Raw genomic sequence first — 17,696 nt, 5'->3', positions numbered from 1 at the left:
GGCAATCGCGGGTAGGTCGGTGCAGGCACCGGACAACAGGCTCGTTCCACGTCTGAGACCTTCTCAGGAACTTCTCAGACGAGAGTGATGAAAACCGCACGTCAGAGCGGTTTATCTGAGCCGAGACGGGGAACTTTCTCTCTGTCGGGTCCGTTGTTCGGAGTGAGACACCACCGACAGGAGGCAAGTCATGACAAGCCCCGCCACCACTCGTGTGCGCATCAGCGATCAGGACCTCGACGCCCAGAGCCCCGCAGCCGACCTGGTACGCGTGTACCTGAATGGGATCGGCCGCACCGCACTGCTCACGGCCGCCGACGAGGTCGAGCTGGCCAAGCGTATCGAGGCGGGCCTCTACGCCCAGCACCTGTTGGAGACCGGCAAACGCCTGTCGGCCACCCGCAAGCGGGATCTGGCGCAAATCGTCCGCGAGGGTCAAGCCGCGCGGTCGCACCTGCTGGAAGCCAACCTCCGCCTTGTGGTTTCGCTCGCCAAGCGCTACACCGGCCGCGGCATGCCGCTGCTGGACCTCATCCAGGAAGGCAACCTGGGTCTGATCCGCGCGATGGAGAAGTTCGACTACGCCAAGGGCTTCAAGTTCTCCACCTACGCCACCTGGTGGATCCGTCAGGCCATCACCCGTGGCATGGCCGATCAGAGCCGCACCATCCGGCTGCCCGTCCACCTGGTCGAACAGGTGAACAAGCTGGCCAGGATCAAGCGTGAGCTGCACCAGCAGCTCGGCCGCGAAGCCACCGACGCGGAACTGGCCAACGAGTCCGGCATCCCGGTCGAGAAGATCTCCGATCTGCTCGATCACAGCCGCGACCCGGTAAGCCTGGACATGCCGGTCGGCAACGACGAAGAGGCGCCGCTCGGCGACTTCATCGAGGACTCCGAGGCCACCTCGGCCGAGTCCGCGGTGATCGCCGGACTGCTGCACCACGACGTCCGCAGCGTCCTGGCCACCCTCGACGAGCGCGAGCAGCAGGTCATCCGCCTGCGCTTCGGTCTCGACGACGGCCAGCCGCGCACCCTCGACCAGATCGGCAAGCTGTTCGGCCTGTCCCGCGAGCGGGTCCGGCAGATCGAGCGCGAGGTCATGTCGAAGCTGCGCAAGGGCGAGCGGGCCGACCGTCTCCGCGCCTACGCCAGCTGATCCCTCCCCGTGCCGGAACACTCCGGCACGTTTATGACGCCGGGCCATTCCCCTGATCGGTCCGGCGTGTGACTCGGTGACCTTCGGGGTCACCTGCCAACGCCGGCCGGTGCCGCGCTCTCCGCCCCCTCCGGGAGCCGCGAACCGGTCGGCGTGAATCGTGCCAGATCCGTCGATGCGCTCGGTCCGGCAAACTTCGCGTACGCATTTCACCGGCCTGACGACTCCGTGAAGCGTCAACAATGCCGTCGGCCAACCTTGACCATCCCTGGCGTTCGCAGTGAGCGCAGAGGGCCCGCACTCGGCAAACGCATTCCGCGAAGGGACCGGTTCAGCGGTTCCGAGCGTCGGCACGGCGGTCGAACGCCCTGTCGTGGCTCGCCGGTCAGTTCGCGGCGTAGAACTCCGCCTGCGCGTAGAACGCAGCCTTCGGCTCCCAGGGCATATCCGGGTAGAGGTGTCCCTGACCGGTTTCGAAGACCTTGACGATTCCGTAGCTGGCCAGGTCCAGGTCGTCGCGCGGGTCACCGTCCGGGCGGTGCACGTGGTCGTAGAGAGCGAACAGGAAAACGAAGGTGGCGTCGATACCCGCGGTATCGAACAGCTCCAGCAACTCGCGGAGATACGCGGCCTGGCCCGGCTCGTCACGGGTGTAGTCACCGGTGCGCGATCCGACCCGAGCCGAGCCGATTCATCACGGGCACAAAGAATTTCCGACACGTTGGCGTACACCGGTTGCAGGCATGCCCGCAGCTCCGACAAACGCGCCGAGCCGACGCGAGCCCATGGCGAAGCGACACGGCTCGGGCGGATACGACCGCGCGCAAACGTGTTCCCGCCAAGTTGACGGAGACGCGCACGGGCCGAAGCGGGCCCGCGCGCTCCCGTTGCTCAGCCGAGGCGGCGGGGGCCGGTGTCGAAACGGCTCGGTTCGGGGCCGATTCGTCCTCGGGCGTAGAGGATTTCGGCGGAGTTGGTGGAGGCCAGGACTGGGTCGAAGGAGAGCTCGCGCATTTCCGGGAGGTCGTCGAAGAGGGCCGAGATGCGTTGGGCCAGTTCGGCCAGGGCGGCTTTGTCGACGCGGGGGCTGGCGGGGGTGCCGGAGAGCAGCGGGGCGGCGCGGGGGGCGTCGATGAGGGCGGTGGCTTCGTCGGCGGTGAGGGGTAGGGCGCGGTAGGCGCGGTCGCCGAGCAGCTCGATGATCAGGCCGGAGAGGCCGAATTCGATGACCGACCCGAACGATGGGTCGTCTTGGACGCGCAGGACGCAGCCGACACCCTTGGTGGCCATCTTCTGGATGTGCAGGACCGGGTCGCCGCACAGCTCGGCAAGGTCTGCGTACCCCTGACGCACGGCCTCCGGCCGCCACAGGTCCAGGCGGACTCCGGTGAGATCCGGTCGGCGACGCCACATTTCGCCGGTTGCCTTCGCGGCGACCGGGTAGCCGAGTTCCTCGGCCGCGGCGACGGCTTCGTCGGCGTTGCGTACCGCACGGAACTCGACCACCGAAATGCCGTAGCAGTCCAGCAGTTCGACGGTTTCCAGGTCGGTGAGCCGCCGGCCGCCCGATTCGGCGATCCACTCGGCGACCAACCGGCGCGCGCGTTCGGTGTCGATCCCGCTGGGGCGCACCACCTGTGACACCGGCCTGGTGCGCCACTCCGCGTAACGCCGAACCCGGGCCAGTGCGCGCGCGGCCCGTTCCGGATCGGGATAGGACGGAATCGACCCGCGCACCGCCGCGGCACCGACACCACGAACGGAAAGCAGATTCGGGATGCCTTGTTCGGCAACGAAAGTGGTCAGGATCGGCTTGTTCGAATCGGGCACCTCCGCCGCGGCGGCGCGGATCGCGTCGGCGAAACCCGCCATCGGCAGCGGTACCGGCGGCGCGAAAACCACCAGCACCGCATCGATGTCGTCCGCACGCAGCGCGGCGACCGTGGCGTCGAGGTAGGCGCCGGGGGTAGCCTGCGGGCCCAGATTCACCGGGTCACCGACGTCCAACCCCTCGCCCTGCGCCGCATCGACGGCCAGCCAATTCAGTGCCGCACTGTTACCCACCACCGCCAACCGGGATCCACCGGGCAACGGCTGATAGCCGAGCAGCGCGGCGCAGTCGAACAGCTCCGAGATCGAGTCGACCTGCACGATCCCGGCCTGCGCGAACAGGTCTCGCACGATGGAGCGATCCATATCGCCGGCCGGCTGGGCCGCGTGCCTGCCGCTGCTGACCGCGACGATCGGCTTGGTCCGAGCCACCCGGCGCGCGATCCTGGAGAACTTGCGCGGATTACCGAAACTTTCCAGATACAGCAGAACGACGTCGGTGTCCGGGTCGGTATCCCAGTACTGGAGCAGGTCATTGCCGGACACGTCGGCACGATCACCCGCCGAGACAAAGGTGGACAGGCCGAGGTTCCTGGCCGCGGCCTCCCCGAGGATCGCCGCACCCAACGGCCCGGACTGACAGAAGAATCCGATCCGCCCGCGGCCGGGCAGCAGCGACGCCAGGGTCGCGTTGAGCGCCACCGAAGGATCGGTATTCGCGATACCGAGCGCGCTCGGCCCGACCACCCGCATCCCGTGTCCCCGTGCGGCGGCGACCAACTCGCGTTCGGCCGCACCGCCGCCGACACCGGTCGTGTCGAATCCGGCGGTGAGCACCACCAGCCCCTTGACGCCCTTGGCCATGCAGTCGTCGAGCACCGAGCCGATCGCCTCCGGCGGCACCGCGACCACCGCGAGATCGACCTCGTCCGGAATCTCGCGCACCGTCGCGTACGCCCGCACCCCGCGCACCGAGTGCCGATTCGGATTCACCGGGAACACCGGCCCTTGGAACACCCCGGACAGCAGGTTGTTCAACACCGCGCCACCCACCCGGCCCGCGCTCGGCGTCGCGCCGATCACGGCGACCGAGCGCGGCGCGAGCAGGTTGCCCACACTGCGCGCCTCGGAGGCACGCTCCCGCGAATCGCGCACGGAGAGCAACGCTTCGGACGGATCGATGGCGAATTCCAGGTGCAGCACCGACCCGTCCCGGCTGCGCTCGACCTGGTACCCCGCGTCCCGGAAGACCGTCACCATCGTGGTGTTCTCGGCGAGCACCTCGGCAACGAACGTCTCGATCTTGTTCTCCGCGGCGGCGCCGGCCAAGTGCTCCAACAGGATCGAGCCGAGCCCACGCCCCTGATGCCCGTCGGCCACCACGAACGCGACCTCCGCGGAGCGCGGGCCGACCCGGTCCAGCCGCTCGTAGCGGCCCACCCCGATGATCGCGGTACCGAGCACCAGCACCAGGCCGACCCGGTCGTGATAGTCGACGTGCGTGGTCCGGTACAGGTCCTTCGGCGAAATCCGCGGATACGGGCCGAAGTAGCGCAGGTACCGGGTGCGGTCGGACAGCGCCGCGTGGAATTCCTGCAACGCGTCCGCGTCGTCGGGTGTGATCGGCCGCAGCCGCACCACGCCGCCGTCGGAGGCGAGCACGTCGGCGAACCAGTGCTGCGGCGGGGGCGGCGGGACGGCCGGGGTGTCCGGAGTGTCTACGGGGTCAGTCACGAGGGTCCTCCGGGTCCAGGCCGAGCAGTCCGAAACTCGCTCGGCGGGTGGCCAGCACGGCCGTGTCGATGGCGCGCTGGGCGCGGTCCTCCCGCGCGTCCCCAGTCTCCCCCGTGCCGCCCGGCCCATCCCACGGGCGGTAGGCGATGTCGCCCCCGTCACCCATGGTGCGCGGGGGATCCACCTGGGGCGCCGCCGCCTGTACCTGGTTGATCCAGTCCTGCGGGATCGCGGTCTCCGGCGCGACGGTGCGATCCAGCGCGGTGGCGAGCAGATGCGTCCAGGCGCGCGGCACCACCCGGACCAGCCCGTACCCGCCGCCGCCGACGGCGAGCCAGCGGCCCTCGGCGTATTCGTCGGCGAGGTCGCGCATCGCGCGGAAGGCGGCGCGCTGACCGTCCACCGTGAGTTCGAGATCCGCCAGGGGATCCTCGCGATGGGTATCCACCCCGCATTGGCTGACCACGATCTGCGGACGGAACGCCGCGACCGCGCCGGGTACCACGGCGTGAAAACCGCGCAGCCACTGCGTGTCTCGGGTGCCGGGCAGCAACGGCAGGTTGATCGCGGTGCCCTCGGCGGCGCCCATGCCGGTCTCCTCCGGCCAGCCGGTGTTCGGCCACAGCGTCGCCGGGTGCTGGTGCAGGGAGACGGTGAGCACCCGCGGGTCGGCGTAGAACGCCCGCTGCACGCCGTCGCCGTGGTGCACGTCGACGTCGAGGTAGGCGATGCGGTCGAAGCCGTGGTCGAGCAGCCAGGAGATGGCCACGGCCGCATCGTTGTACACGCAGAACCCGGCCGCCGAGTCGGCCATCGCGTGATGCATGCCACCGCCGATGCTCACCGCGCGGCGAGTCCGGCCCTCGGCGATCTCCCTGGCCGCGGCCAGCGTGCCGCCGACGATCACCGAGGCCGCCTCGTGCATGCCGGGGAACACCGGATTGTCCGGCGACCCCAGGCCGTACGGCGGCGCCTGCGGCGATCCGGCCGGTGGCGTGGCCTGTTGGACCGCGTCGATGTAATCAGCGGTGTGAATGCGAAGCAGGTCTGCCCGATCGGCCGCGGCGGGTGCCAATAACTCGACACCGTCGAGTAATCCGAGACTTTCGGCGAGCGCCATGGTGAACTTCAGGCGCGCCGGTTTCATCGGATGCTCCGGGGTCCAGGTGTAGTCGAGAAAACGGTCGGTCCAGACGACGGTTCCGCGGCTGCTGTGTTCGCCGGGTGGCGGGAGGTGTTCCCTGCGCGGTGCAGTGGCCATGGTCGCAACGCTACGCGGGAAGGTACGGACCCCGTCGAACGTTGCTATGCAGTAGAAATACAGGAAAGAGCGATCGCGGCGGCAAGCCGTGCGCCGACCGGAATCCCGCATTGCCGCGCAGCACGCGGCGCGACACCGTCCGGCGCAGGGCCGTGTCGGTGTGCGTAGGTAGAATTCGTGCCGACGAAGGGGTAACAGGTGAAAGATCTGGTCGACACCACGGAGATGTATCTCCGTACCATCTACGACCTCGAGGAGGAGGGCGTGGTGCCCCTGCGCGCGCGCATCGCCGAGCGCCTCGAGCAGAGTGGACCGACGGTGAGCCAAACTGTCGCGCGGATGGAGCGCGACGGTCTGCTGCTGGTCGCCGGAGACCGGCATCTCGAGCTGACCGAGAAGGGCCGCGGGATGGCGGTCGCCGTGATGCGCAAGCACCGGCTCGCCGAGCGCCTGCTCGTCGACATCATCGGCCTGGACTGGCAGAACGTGCACGCCGAGGCCTGCCGCTGGGAACACGTGATGAGCGAGGACGTGGAGCGGCGCCTGGTCGAGGTGCTCAACCACCCGACCACCTCCCCGTACGGCAACCCGATCCCCGGCCTGGACGAGCTGGGCATCGTGCCGCAGGACCACGCCGAGGAGACCCTGGTCCGGCTCTCGGATCTGCCGCACGGCCAGGTGCACGCGGTGGTCGTGCGCCGGCTGGCCGAGCACATCCAGACCGATCCCGAGGTCATCGGCCAGCTGCGGGAGGCGGGCGTCGTGCCCGACGCGCGCGTCACGGTCGAGAACAAGCCGGGTTCGGTGGTCATCACCGTGCCGGGTCACGACGGTTTCGAGCTGTCGGACGAAATGGCCCACGCCGTCCAGGTGAAGCTGGTCTGACGGGTGAAACTTCTCGTCACGGGTGGCGCCGGATACGTCGGCGGCGTATGCGCGCAGGTGCTGCTCGAAGAGGGTCATGAGGTCGTCGTGGTCGACGATCTGTCCACCGGCAACGCCGACGGTGTGCCGTCCGCGGCCCGGTTCGTCGAGGGCGACATCGCCCAGGCCGCGACCGCGCTGCTGGGCGCCGAATCCTTCGACGGTGTCCTGCATTTCGCGGCGCAGTCGCTGGTCGGCGAGTCGGTGCAGCAGCCGGAGAAGTACTGGCACGGCAATGTGGTGAAGACCTTCGAGCTGCTGGAGGCGATGCGCCACGCGGGCACGCCACGGCTCGTGTTCTCCTCTACCGCGGCCGTGTACGGCGAACCCGAACAGGTGCCGATCACCGAGGACGCGCCCACCCGGCCGACCAACCCGTACGGTGCGTCGAAACTCGCCATCGATCACGCCATCACCTCCTACTCGATCGCGCACGGACTGGCGGCGACCAGCCTGCGCTACTTCAACGTCGCCGGCGCCTACGGTGGGCTCGGCGAAAACCGGGTGGTGGAAACACATCTCATCCCGCTGGTGTTGCAGGTCGCGCTGGGCCACCGCAAGGCGATCTCGGTGTTCGGCACCGACTGGCCGACCCCGGACGGCACCGCGGTCCGCGACTACATCCACATCCGTGACCTGGCCCAGGCCCACCTGCTGGCCCTGGCCACCTCCGAGCCGGGCACGCACCGCGTGTACAACCTCGGCAGCGGCACCGGATTCTCGGTCCGCCAGGTGATCTCGGCCTGCGAACGCGTCACCGGCCTGCCCATCGCCGCCCAGGACGCGCCCCGCCGTCCCGGCGACCCGGCCACCCTCATCGCCTCCAGCGCCCGCGCCATCGCCGACCTGGGCTGGCACCCCGAACACAACGACCTCGACGAAATCGTCTCCGACGCCTGGGCTTTCCTCCAGACCCTCGGCGATCGCGCCCACAGCGCCCCCTGATTTCAGCGTTTCCCGTTGACGGGGCGGCACGGCCTTTCCACGCCATGCCGCCCCTTTCGCTATCCAACGGCACTACCCGCATTCACCACCGCCAGGCGCAGCCCTTGCGAAGGTGCCCAATTCCTCGGCCACCTGCCCCACAAAACATTCCGCATCGGTGCAACCGCCCGCCAAAGTCCGTTAGCACTGACCCGAACGATCCGAATTCCTCGCTGCACCGCGCGACCAAGCAACAGGGCCAAGCCGCACACACGACCACCTGTGCACACTGGCCGCCGGACCCCGCCTCGATTGACAGGTTTCGGTTCCGGTGTGGGATGACGGGTGGCCGCTGTCAGGTACGCGGCGCGCCCTGTCATCCCTTCGAAATCGTTTAATACCAATCGGATTGGCTGCCAGGCGGGAGTTTGCCGTGCCCCTCGACAACAGACGGGACAGCGCCGGCGCGTCGGTGCGCGATTTACGGCGCCGGTGAGCCCAGGTCGATGCCGAGGTCGGCGGCTGTGTCGTAGCCGCTGCGGGCGAGGCGGCGCAGTTGGTCTGGGCGCATGCCGACCATGAGTGAGGCCTCCAGCAAGGTGGCGAGCGGGTGGTCGGGGTCCGCGTCCAGGGCGGCCTCGAGCGCGATGCCGGCGAGCGGGCCGTCGCCGCGGACGTAGGCGCTGTAGCCGAGCAGGGACGCGGCTTCGGCACGGTCGCGACCGGTCAGGGCTCGGGTGAGCGCGGCCCAGAGGCCCTCGGCAGCCACGGCATGGTCGCCGACGGCGAGCGCGAACATGGCGTCGCGGACGGCTCGATCCCGCAGGGCGGCAGCGAGTTCCGCGAGTTCGGGGACCATGAGCTGGACGCCGGACTCGGTGTTCGCGATCTGCCACAGCACGTAGTCGAGGGCCTGCCTGCTGTAGTCGCTCGGATCGCCGCGGCGCACCGCCCGCGCGTACCGGTCGCGGGCCACCGACAGCGCCCCGTCCAGGATCGCCGCCACCTGATCGCGCACCTCGACATCCTCGGCCACCAGCGCGGTCAGTTCGGCCCGGGAGCCACGAATCTGCCTGCCGTCGAGGACATGGGACAGCGCCACCGACGAGGCGGACGGATCCGGCAGTGTCCCCTCCCGGTCCGGGCCGAGCAGACTCCACCAGTGCTGTTCCGGCTCGATCGCGCGCACCGCCCAGGCGCCGGTCAGCGCGATCTCGTGGGTGGCGAGGCGCCGGTCCAGCGCGTCGATCAGCACCTCGAATCGTCCGGTGCCGCACCGCTCTCCGGTCTCCGACCGCCGCGGCGCTTCGACCGCCCGGTCGTCGACCACGACGACGAGCACCTCGGCGATGTCATCGTGCGCACAGATCTGCAACACGCACTGCGCCACCATTCCCGCCCGCAGCCGGCGCCGCCCACCGTCCTGATCCAGATCGAACCGCACCACCGCGTCGATGATCGACCCGGTGCCACGCCCCGAGGACCGCAGCACCAGCACCACCAGCGACCGCTCCGGCGGGAACCCGATCATCGCCGGCACCGCCGCGATCACCTCCCCCGGTTCATCCACGCACACAGCACAATCCGGCGCATCCGCGTCGAACGGCGGTGCCTGATCCGCACAGACGAGCACCCGCCCGCGATCGCCCACACCGTACGCACCGCCCGCGACACTGAAATCCGCATCGGCGGACTCGTCGAACTCCTCGTCATCGAAGAACTCGTCCGCGTCGTCGCGGTCGCGGTTCGCGGTCGTCCCGGTACCGACGCGAGCAGTGTCCTCCAGCGTGCCGATCTCATTGCGCCACAAACCGTCCGGACGAGTCGTGCTACCCGGCTGCGGGGAGTCGCCGCGTCGCACCACATCGACTGACCGCGACACGTCATCCGCCGCCACCGCACGTCCCGGCATCGCTGCATCCTCCACTTGCCCTGCGCAATCGGAGGCCGCCGTCAGGTCCACCCGCTCTGCGCGACCCGGGCATTCCACTTCATCCGGCCTGCCAGCACCATCCAGGTGCACCGCTCCATCCGGCCGCCCAACACCCTCCAGGCACCCCGTTTCGCCCGGCTGCCCAACACCCTCCAGGCACCCCGTTTCGCCCGGCTGCCCAACACTCTCCAGGCCCCCCGTTTCGCCCGGCCGCCCTGCACCATCCAGGCACCCCGTTTCGCCCGGCCGCCCTGCACCATCCAGACGCCCTTTGTCGTCCGGCCGCCCAACACCATCCAGGCACCCCGTTTGGTCCGGCTGCCCAGCATGATCCGGGCACCCCGTTTGGTCCGGCTGCCCAGCATGATCCGGGCGCGCCGCTCGGTGCAGCTGCACTGCCCGTTCCTGCTGCGTCGTGTTATCCGGCCGCACTTCGCCTTCCGGCCGCACAACACCGTCGGAACACACCGTTTCGTCCGACTGCGCCACAGCGTCGGCCTGCACCAGGCCGGCGGATGGCAGCTCACGTTCCGTCCGCACCGTGTCGTCCTGCGCCCCCGCGGCATGGGATCGCGCACGATCACCGGACCGGAGGAACTGGCACGAGCGCAACGCGGTCGCAAGGCTCACCGGCGCGCGGGAGGTCCGCTTGCCGCTGAGCATTGACGGACGCGTGCAGAAGAGTTCGTCCTGAGCCCGAACGCTGTCGGACGAGGAATCGGCCTGCGCGTCGGCACGGCCGGAGGAATGTGGATTCGCGGGAGTGGTCATGGCCTCGAGCGTGCTCTCCCAGACCGGCGGGACCACCGCGCTGACCAGGCAATTCGCTCGCCCTGTGGAATTCCCGGACGCTGTGGACAATCGCCCGCGCCCGCGCCGTCCCGACCGCGCGGGGTGTCCGCCCGACCTGTTACCGTGCCCGGCCGACTACCCCTTCTGCACCCGCTGCACGGCCGTCGTGAACAGCTGATCCACCGCCGTCATATCCGGCTCGGCCCCCGAAAACGACATGAACGTCACAGTGATTCGCACATCACCCACCTGCCCGGCCAACGTCCGCATCGCCTGCTTCAACCCTGCCCCACCGACGTCCGGCTGCACGGTCCGCCGAAACGCCAACGCGTCATCCGCATCGATCGGCGGCGCCGAATCCAGCTCGGTCGTCACGGTCGTCCTCGCCGCACCCCGGCTCACCTGCACCGACCCACACTGCCGCAGCTGACTCCGCAACACGGCGAGCGGCTGCTCGGTCCGCGTCAGCTCCACCGTGATCGTCGCCCGCGCGGCATCATCGGTCCCGACCGCGATCGCCGTCTTGTCCGGCCCGAACTGCTGCTGCGGCGGCACGCAACGCTCCGGCTGCACCCGCCCGCCCCGCCCGACCCCGGTCAGATCCCCGGCCGCCTGCGCCGCCGCCTCGGCGGGCAACACCACCGCCGGGTACCGCGCCGGAAACTGCCCCGGTTCCACCAGCAACGCCGACAACGCCGCACCGACATGCCGCGACACCACCGTCTGCTCCCCCGCGACCGGATGCCCGTCCACCGTCGACCCGCAGCCGGCGAGCAGCGCGAAACACGCTGCGGACATGGCGATGCCCGCCCCCTTGCGCGTCGAATCCGCCACAGTCACCCACCCCACTGTGCCAAACTCCCGATGCCCACCCGCGATGCCACGCCGCCGCACCGGGAATGCACGGAGCGCTGACGCTGTTGCCTCGTCGTATGGGTCGGTGTCCGGCCGTGCGCGGTGACTGTCACCCACATGGGGGACAATGGACATGGTTCCCGTCTCGGACGCTGCTCGTCTCGAATGACTTCGGTGTCGAAGACCGAGCATCACCCGTGCCGCAGGAACCGCGCAGGAAGGAGGACGCGATGGACCACGAGTCGCGAATGTACGAACTGGAGTTTCCCGCTCCGCAGCTGTCGTCCGACGACGGCGAGGGTCCCGTTCTGGTGCACGGACTCGAGGGCTTCACCGATGCCGGGCATGCGGTGCGGCTGGCCACGACGCACCTGCGCGAGAGCCTGGAGAGCGAACTGGTCGCCTCGTTCGACGTGGACGAGCTGCTGGACTACCGCTCGCGCCGTCCGCTGATGACGTTCAAGACCGATCACTTCTCCGAGTACGCCGAGCCCGAGCTCAACCTCTGGGCCCTGCGCGACACGGCAGGCACCCCGTTCCTGCTGCTCGCCGGCATCGAACCGGACCTGCGCTGGGAGAAGTTCACCACCGCGGTGCGCCTGCTCGCCGAACAGCTCGGCGTGCGCCGCAGCATCGGCCTCAGCGCCATCCCGATGGCGATCCCGCACACCCGTCCGCTCGGCGTCACCGCGCATTCGTCGGACCGCGACCTGATCGCCGAGCATCAGCGCTGGCCCGGCGAACTCCAGGTGCCCGGTAGCGCGTCGTCGCTGCTGGAATACCGGATGGCCCAGCACGGACAGGAGTCCGTCGGCTTCTCCGTGCACGTGCCGCACTACCTGGCTCAGACCGCGTACCCCGAGGCCGCCCAGACCCTGCTGGAGAACGTCGCCGACAACGCGGGCCTGGAGATTCCGCTCGCCGCGCTCGGCGAGGCCGCGGCCAGGGTCCGCGAACAGGTCAACGAGCACATCGCCGGTAACTCCGAGGTGGAGACGGTCGTGCACGCGCTGGAACGCCAGTACGACAGCTTCGTCAGCGCCCAGGAACGCCAGTCGAGCCTGCTGGTCGGCGACGGCGAGCTGCCCAGCGGCGACGAGTTGGGCGCCGAGTTCGAACGCTTCCTGGCCGAGCAAGGCGGCTACGAGGGGGAAAGCGGCCCGGGGACAGGTGAGCAGCGGTAACAACCCTGCGGGCGCCAGCCCGTAGGGTGTTCGGAGTGGATCTGACCGAGCTGCTGGAGATACCGGGAACCGACGCCGACGCCCTGTACGAGTCCTTCGGGGCGTGGGCCGCGGAACAGGGCACCCCGCTGTATCCGGCGCAGGACGAGGCGCTACTCGAATTAGCGTCCGGATCCAACGTCATCCTGGCGACGCCGACGGGTTCGGGTAAGTCGCTGGTCGCGGTCGGCGCGCACCTCATCGCGCTCGCCCAGGGCAAGCGCACCTACTACACCGCGCCGATCAAGGCACTGGTCAGCGAGAAGTTCTTCGCCCTGTGCGATGTGTTCGGCGCCGACAAGGTCGGCATGGTGACCGGCGACGCCGCGGTGAACGCGGACGCGCCGATCATCTGCGCCACCGCGGAGATCCTGGCGAACCTCGCCTTGCGCGAGGGTCCGGCCGCCGACGTCGGCCAGGTCGTGATGGACGAATTCCACTTCTACGCCGACCCCGACCGCGGCTGGGCCTGGCAGGTCCCGCTGCTCGAACTTCCCCGCGCGCAGTTCCTGCTGATGTCGGCCACCCTCGGCGAGGTCGACTTCTTCGCCGAGGACATGCGCAGGCGCACCGGTCGTCCGTCGGCGATCGTGGCCGGCACCGAACGCCCGGTCCCGCTGACCTTCTCCTACGCGCGCACCCCCATCACCGAAACCCTGGAAGAACTCGTCACCACCCACCAGGCCCCGGTCTACGTGGTGCATTTCACCCAGGCCGCGGCGCTCGAACGCGCCCAGGCGCTGACCAGCGTGAACTTCGCCACCCGCGCCGAAAAGGACGCCATCGCCGCGGCTTTGGGCGAATTCCGGTTCGCCTCCGGCTTCGGCAAGACGCTCTCGCGGCTGATCCGCCACGGCATCGGCGTGCACCACGCCGGCATGCTGCCGAAGTACCGCCGACTGGTCGAACGCCTCGCCCAGGAGGGTCTGCTGAAGGTCGTCTGCGGCACCGACACCCTCGGCGTCGGCATCAACGTCCCGATCCGCACGGTGCTGCTCACCGGGCTGACCAAGTACGACGGCGTGCGCACCCGCAGGCTGAAGGCCCGTGAGTTCCACCAGATCTCGGGGCGGGCGGGTCGCGCGGGTTACGACACCATGGGCACCGTCGTCGTGCAGGCGCCCGAGCACGAGGTGGAGAACACCCGCCTGCTCGCCAAGGCCGGGGACGACCCGAAGAAGCAGCGAAAGGTGGTGCGCCGCAAGCCGCCCGAGGGCTTCGTCTCGTGGAGCGAGGAGACCTTCGATCGCCTGGTCGCCGCCCAGCCCGAGCCGATGGTCTCGCGGTTCGCGGTGACGAACTCCATGCTGCTCAACGTGATCGCCCGGCCGGGCAACTGTTTCGACGCCATGCGCCACCTGCTCGAGGACAACCACGAGCCGCGCCCGGCCCAGCGCAAGCACATCCTGCGCGCCATCCGCCTCTACCGCGCGCTGCGCGACGCGGGCGTGGTTCAGCAGCTCGACGAGCCCGACGCGCAGGGCCGCCGCGCCCGCCTCACCGTCGACCTGCAACGCGACTTCGCGCTCGACCAGCCGCTGTCGCCGTTCGCCCTGGCCGCCTTCGAACTGCTCGACAAAGACGCGCCCGGCTATACCCTCGATGTGGTGTCCCTCATCGAATCGACCCTCGAGGATCCGCGCCAGCTGCTGATGGCTCAGCAGCACAAGGCGCGCGGCGTGGCGATCAATGAGATGAAGGCCGACGGCATCGAGTACGACGAGCGGATGGAACTGCTCGAAGAGGTCACCTGGCCCAAGCCCCTGGCCGAGCTGATCGAGCCCGCCTTCGAGACCTACCGCGCCGGTCACCCGTGGGTGTCGGAATTCGCGCCGTCGCCCAAGTCGGTGGTGCGCGACATGATCGAACGCTCGATGACCTTCGCCGAGCTGATCTCGTTCTACGAGCTGGCCCGGTCCGAGGGCGTGGTGCTGCGCTACCTGGCCGACGCCTATCGCGCGCTGCGCCGCACCGTGCCGGACTCCGCGCGCACCGAGGAGCTCGACGACATCACCGAGTGGCTCGGCGAACTGGTCCGCCAGGTCGACTCGAGCCTGCTCGACGAGTGGGAGCAGCTCACCAACCCCGGCGCGGAGATCGACGCCGACCAGCTCGCCTTCGGCGCCGAGACGGTGCGCCCCATCTCGGCCAACGAGCGCGCGTTCCGGGTGATGATCCGCAACACCATGTTCCGCCGGGTCGAGCTGGCCGCGCTGCGCCGCTGGGACCTGCTGGCCGAGCTGGGCACCGGGCCGGATTGGGAGACCGAGCTGGCCCCGTATTTCGACGAGTACGAGCGCATCGGGACCGGCCAGGACGCGCGCGGACCGCAACTGTTCCAGATCGAACGAAGACCCGGTTTCTGGCAGGTGCGTCAGGTCCTCGACGACCCGGCGGGCGACCACGGCTGGTCGATCGTCGGCGTGGTGGACCTGGCCGAGTCCGATGCCGCCGGTGAGGTCGTGTTCGACGAAATCACGGTGTCCGCGGGCTGACCGCACCGCCCGGCCCACCCGAATCACTACGGAATCCATACAGGTCAGCGGCTATCTCCGGCCCGTTAGCGGGTGCTTCGCTGGAGTGCCACCGACCCGAGGTTTGACGGATTCGTTTCTGGGTAGGGCCCGCTGATACTCTCTCCGCTGCTGCCAAGCGAAAGATCAACTATGCCCGAATCACCGTTTCTTGTCATCTATCCCGAGCGAGTGCGTGCGAACTTCCACGCGCTCCATGCCGCCATGCCCGCGGCAAGGATTCGCTTCGCGGTCAAGGCAAGTCCGGTGCCGGAGATCATCCGGGCGCTCGACGAGGAAGGCGCCGAGTTCGATGTCGCCAGCATCGGCGAGATCGAGCTGTGCCTGGCGCTCGGGGTGGAAGCGGACACGCTCTGCTACGGCAACCCGATCAAGAAGGCCGCCGACATCGCCCGCGCCTACGCGCTCGGCGTGCGCCGGTACGCCTTCGACACCGAGGACGACCTGCTGCGCATCGTGGAGCACGCGCCGGGCTCGGAGGTCGAATGCCGGTTCCTCGCTTCGGCTCCCGAGTCGCGCACCCCGTTCGGCACCAAGTTCGGCTGCACGCCGGGCGAGGCGTTCCGGCTGCTGGTGCGGGCGCGTGACCTCGGGTTGATCGTCGGCGGGCCGTACTTCCACGTCGGGTCCCAGCAGCTCGATCCGGACGCCTGGCGGATCGGCATCGAGCAGGCGGGCCGGATCGTGGAGGCGTTGGCGGACAAGGATATTCACGTCCCTTCGGTGAATATCGGTGGCGGACTGCCGATCGCGTACGCCGATCCGGCGCCCGCCCTCGCCGAGATCGCGGCGGTGATCAACGCCGCCGCGACCGAATTCCTGCCCGGGACCGCCGGATTGGTGGTCGAACCCGGCCGCGCGCTGGTCGGTTCCGCGGGCATCATCCACGCCGAAGTCATCGGCGTGCGCATTGCGCCGGACGCCCGGCGCTGGGTGTATCTCGACATCGGCCGCTACAACGGTATGGCCGAGACCGAGAACGAGTACATCGCCTATCGATTCGTCACGGATCGGGACGGTGACCCTGTCGACGAGGCAGTGGTGGCTGGTCCGACCTGCGACGGAGACGATGTACTGTATCAACGCACGCGAGTCCTCCTACCGACCACGTTGCGAGCCGGTGATCGCATCCAGATCCTCGACACCGGCGCCTATACCGCGAGTTATTCGTCGGTGTCCTTCAATGGTTTTCCGCCCTTGACCGTTCATGTCTCGGGCGCTGAGCGAGAGTGAGTTTGCCCATGACGGCGGATTTCACCGGCTGGCACGTGCTGGCCGAGTTCGGTGGTGTCGACGCGACCCTCTGCGACGACCTCGAACGACTCGAATCGGCGTTGCGTGAGTCTTTGATCGCGGCGGGCGTCACCATCTGCGATGTCGTACACAAGAAGTTCGATCCGCAGGGGGTGACTGTCCTCGCGCTGTTGTCGGAGTCTCACGCCTCGATTCACACCTATCCGGAGTCCGGCGACATCTTTGTCGACGTCTTCACCTGCGGCAGTATCGGCGCAGGCGCGTCGAAAGCCGTCGAACTGCTACGAGACAAGTTGTCGCCCAAGGATGTTCAAATGCAGGTCATCCGCCGCGGCCACGGCGCGCAGTATTCACCCACCCCGTCGGCCTCGCCGACCGCCGACCTGCAGCGAATCGAAGAACCCGTAGGCGCGGGCCTGACCCGCATCTGGGACCTGCACGAGGTCATCGTGGACACCCATACTCCGTTCCAGCACATGGTGATCGCGCGCACCGAGCAGGGCATCAGCCTGTTCTCCGACGACGATCGCCAGTCCACGGAGTTCTCCCAGGTGACCTACCACGAGGCGATGATGGTCCCCGCCTTCGCGCTGGCCGAGAAGCTGGAGAAGGTGCTCATCATCGGTTCCGGTGAGGGCGTGGCCAGCCAGATGTCGGTCGAGGCCGGCGCGTCGCTGGTCGATCACGTCGACATCGACCAGCTCGAGGTCGAGCTGTGCGCCGAGCACCTGCCCTACGGCTACACCACCGACGAGCTGACCGCGGCGGTCAAGGGTGAGGGCCCGATCAAGGTGCACTACGCCGACGGCTGGGACTTCCTGGCCGAGGCCGCCGAGGCGGGCACCCGCTACGACGTCATCGTGATCGACCTGCCCGACGAGCGGGTCGAAGACGCGCAGCACAACCGCCTCTACGAGTCGGAGTTCCTGTCCCGATGTCGGGCGCTGCTCGCCCCCGGTGGCGTGCTGAGCGCCCAGGCCGGCTGCGCGACCATGTGGCGCAACGAGACGTTGAAGCGGTCCTGGAATCGCTTCCACGAGCAGTTCGACACCGTCGTGCAGTACGGCAGCGACGAGCACGAGTGGACGTTCCTGTTCGGACGCAACGAGCGGATGGACGACCCGGTGCAGACCATGACCGACCGTCTGGCCACGCTGCCCTACCGTCCGGAAACCGTCGACGCGCGGGCACTCGTCCGTGGCGCGATCGAACCGTACGCCCTGCGCGTATAGCACCAACCACACCGGCCCCCAGGCGCTTTCGCCCGGGGGCC

Annotated in this window: 13 protein-coding genes; 8 read left to right on the top strand and 5 right to left on the bottom strand. The window is 68.9% G+C overall.

Annotated features, from left to right (window positions below; all coding sequences use genetic code 11):
- Positions 1-190 precede the first annotated feature (190 nt).
- Positions 191-1,159 (top strand): sigma-70 family RNA polymerase sigma factor, encoded by a 969-nt coding sequence (locus ACFQ9K_RS07470; protein WP_378715038.1) that lies wholly within the window; start codon positions 191-193, stop codon positions 1,157-1,159.
- A gap of 385 nt (positions 1,160-1,544) precedes the next feature.
- On the opposite strand, the gene ACFQ9K_RS07465 is transcribed toward ACFQ9K_RS07470, so the two are convergent.
- From ACFQ9K_RS07465 to ACFQ9K_RS07455, 3 genes are all read right to left on the bottom strand, one after another.
- The gene (locus ACFQ9K_RS07465) at positions 1,545-1,772 is read right to left on the bottom strand and encodes a hypothetical protein (protein ID WP_378715040.1); all 228 of its coding nucleotides are present in this window, start codon (positions 1,770-1,772) and stop codon (positions 1,545-1,547) included.
- Between the two features lie 278 nt (positions 1,773-2,050).
- Positions 2,051-4,723, bottom strand: coding sequence for a GNAT family N-acetyltransferase (locus ACFQ9K_RS07460; RefSeq protein ID WP_378715042.1), 2,673 nt, complete (start codon positions 4,721-4,723; stop codon positions 2,051-2,053).
- The gene (locus tag ACFQ9K_RS07455) at positions 4,716-5,984 is read right to left on the bottom strand and encodes an acetoin utilization protein AcuC (RefSeq protein WP_378715044.1); all 1,269 of its coding nucleotides are present in this window, start codon (positions 5,982-5,984) and stop codon (positions 4,716-4,718) included. Before ACFQ9K_RS07455 ends, ACFQ9K_RS07460 begins: the two co-directional genes overlap by 8 nt.
- Positions 5,985-6,182: 198 nt before the next feature.
- Here ACFQ9K_RS07455 and ACFQ9K_RS07450 point away from each other — a divergent pair, with 198 nt between their 5' ends.
- Complete coding sequence (locus tag ACFQ9K_RS07450; RefSeq protein WP_378715045.1) at positions 6,183-6,869, top strand: iron dependent repressor, metal binding and dimerization domain protein; 687 nt, start codon at positions 6,183-6,185, stop codon at positions 6,867-6,869.
- A gap of 3 nt (positions 6,870-6,872) precedes the next feature.
- A complete protein-coding gene (galE, locus tag ACFQ9K_RS07445; RefSeq protein WP_378715047.1) occupies positions 6,873-7,853 on the top strand; it encodes a UDP-glucose 4-epimerase GalE in 981 nt (326 codons plus the stop codon).
- Between the two features lie 460 nt (positions 7,854-8,313).
- Here the strand turns inward: galE and ACFQ9K_RS07440 are convergent, their stop codons facing one another.
- Positions 8,314-9,744: a DUF4192 domain-containing protein gene (locus ACFQ9K_RS07440; RefSeq protein WP_378715049.1), complete on the bottom strand. Its 1,431-nt coding sequence runs from the start codon at positions 9,742-9,744 to the stop codon at positions 8,314-8,316.
- A 105-nt stretch (positions 9,745-9,849) separates the two neighbouring features.
- On the opposite strand from ACFQ9K_RS07440, the gene ACFQ9K_RS07435 reads away from it, so the two are divergent.
- On the top strand, positions 9,850-10,431 hold the full coding sequence (locus ACFQ9K_RS07435) for a hypothetical protein (RefSeq protein WP_378715051.1): 582 nt from the start codon (positions 9,850-9,852) through the stop codon (positions 10,429-10,431).
- Between the two features lie 261 nt (positions 10,432-10,692).
- On the opposite strand, the gene ACFQ9K_RS07430 is transcribed toward ACFQ9K_RS07435, so the two are convergent.
- Positions 10,693-11,397: a sensor domain-containing protein gene (locus ACFQ9K_RS07430; protein ID WP_378715053.1), complete on the bottom strand. Its 705-nt coding sequence runs from the start codon at positions 11,395-11,397 to the stop codon at positions 10,693-10,695.
- 245 nt (positions 11,398-11,642) lie between these two features.
- Here ACFQ9K_RS07430 and ACFQ9K_RS07425 point away from each other — a divergent pair, with 245 nt between their 5' ends.
- The 4 genes from ACFQ9K_RS07425 (at position 11,643) to speD (ending at position 17,655) form a co-directional block, all read left to right on the top strand.
- On the top strand, positions 11,643-12,596 hold the full coding sequence (locus tag ACFQ9K_RS07425) for a proteasome assembly chaperone family protein (RefSeq protein WP_378715054.1): 954 nt from the start codon (positions 11,643-11,645) through the stop codon (positions 12,594-12,596).
- 35 nt (positions 12,597-12,631) lie between these two features.
- Positions 12,632-15,130 (top strand): DEAD/DEAH box helicase, encoded by a 2,499-nt coding sequence (locus ACFQ9K_RS07420; RefSeq protein ID WP_378715056.1) that lies wholly within the window; start codon positions 12,632-12,634, stop codon positions 15,128-15,130.
- Between the two features lie 171 nt (positions 15,131-15,301).
- Positions 15,302-16,402: a type III PLP-dependent enzyme gene (locus ACFQ9K_RS07415; protein ID WP_378715058.1), complete on the top strand. Its 1,101-nt coding sequence runs from the start codon at positions 15,302-15,304 to the stop codon at positions 16,400-16,402.
- Positions 16,403-16,410: 8 nt separating this feature from the next.
- Positions 16,411-17,655: an adenosylmethionine decarboxylase gene (gene speD / locus ACFQ9K_RS07410; protein ID WP_378715060.1), complete on the top strand. Its 1,245-nt coding sequence runs from the start codon at positions 16,411-16,413 to the stop codon at positions 17,653-17,655.
- Positions 17,656-17,696 lie beyond the last annotated feature (41 nt).

It is taken from the genome of Nocardia sp. NPDC056564 (genome assembly GCF_042793755.1).
Lineage (GTDB): Bacteria > Actinomycetota > Actinomycetes > Mycobacteriales > Mycobacteriaceae > Nocardia.
The sequence above is the reverse complement of the archived record's forward strand: the minus strand, read 5'-3'. Positions and strand labels throughout refer to the sequence as shown.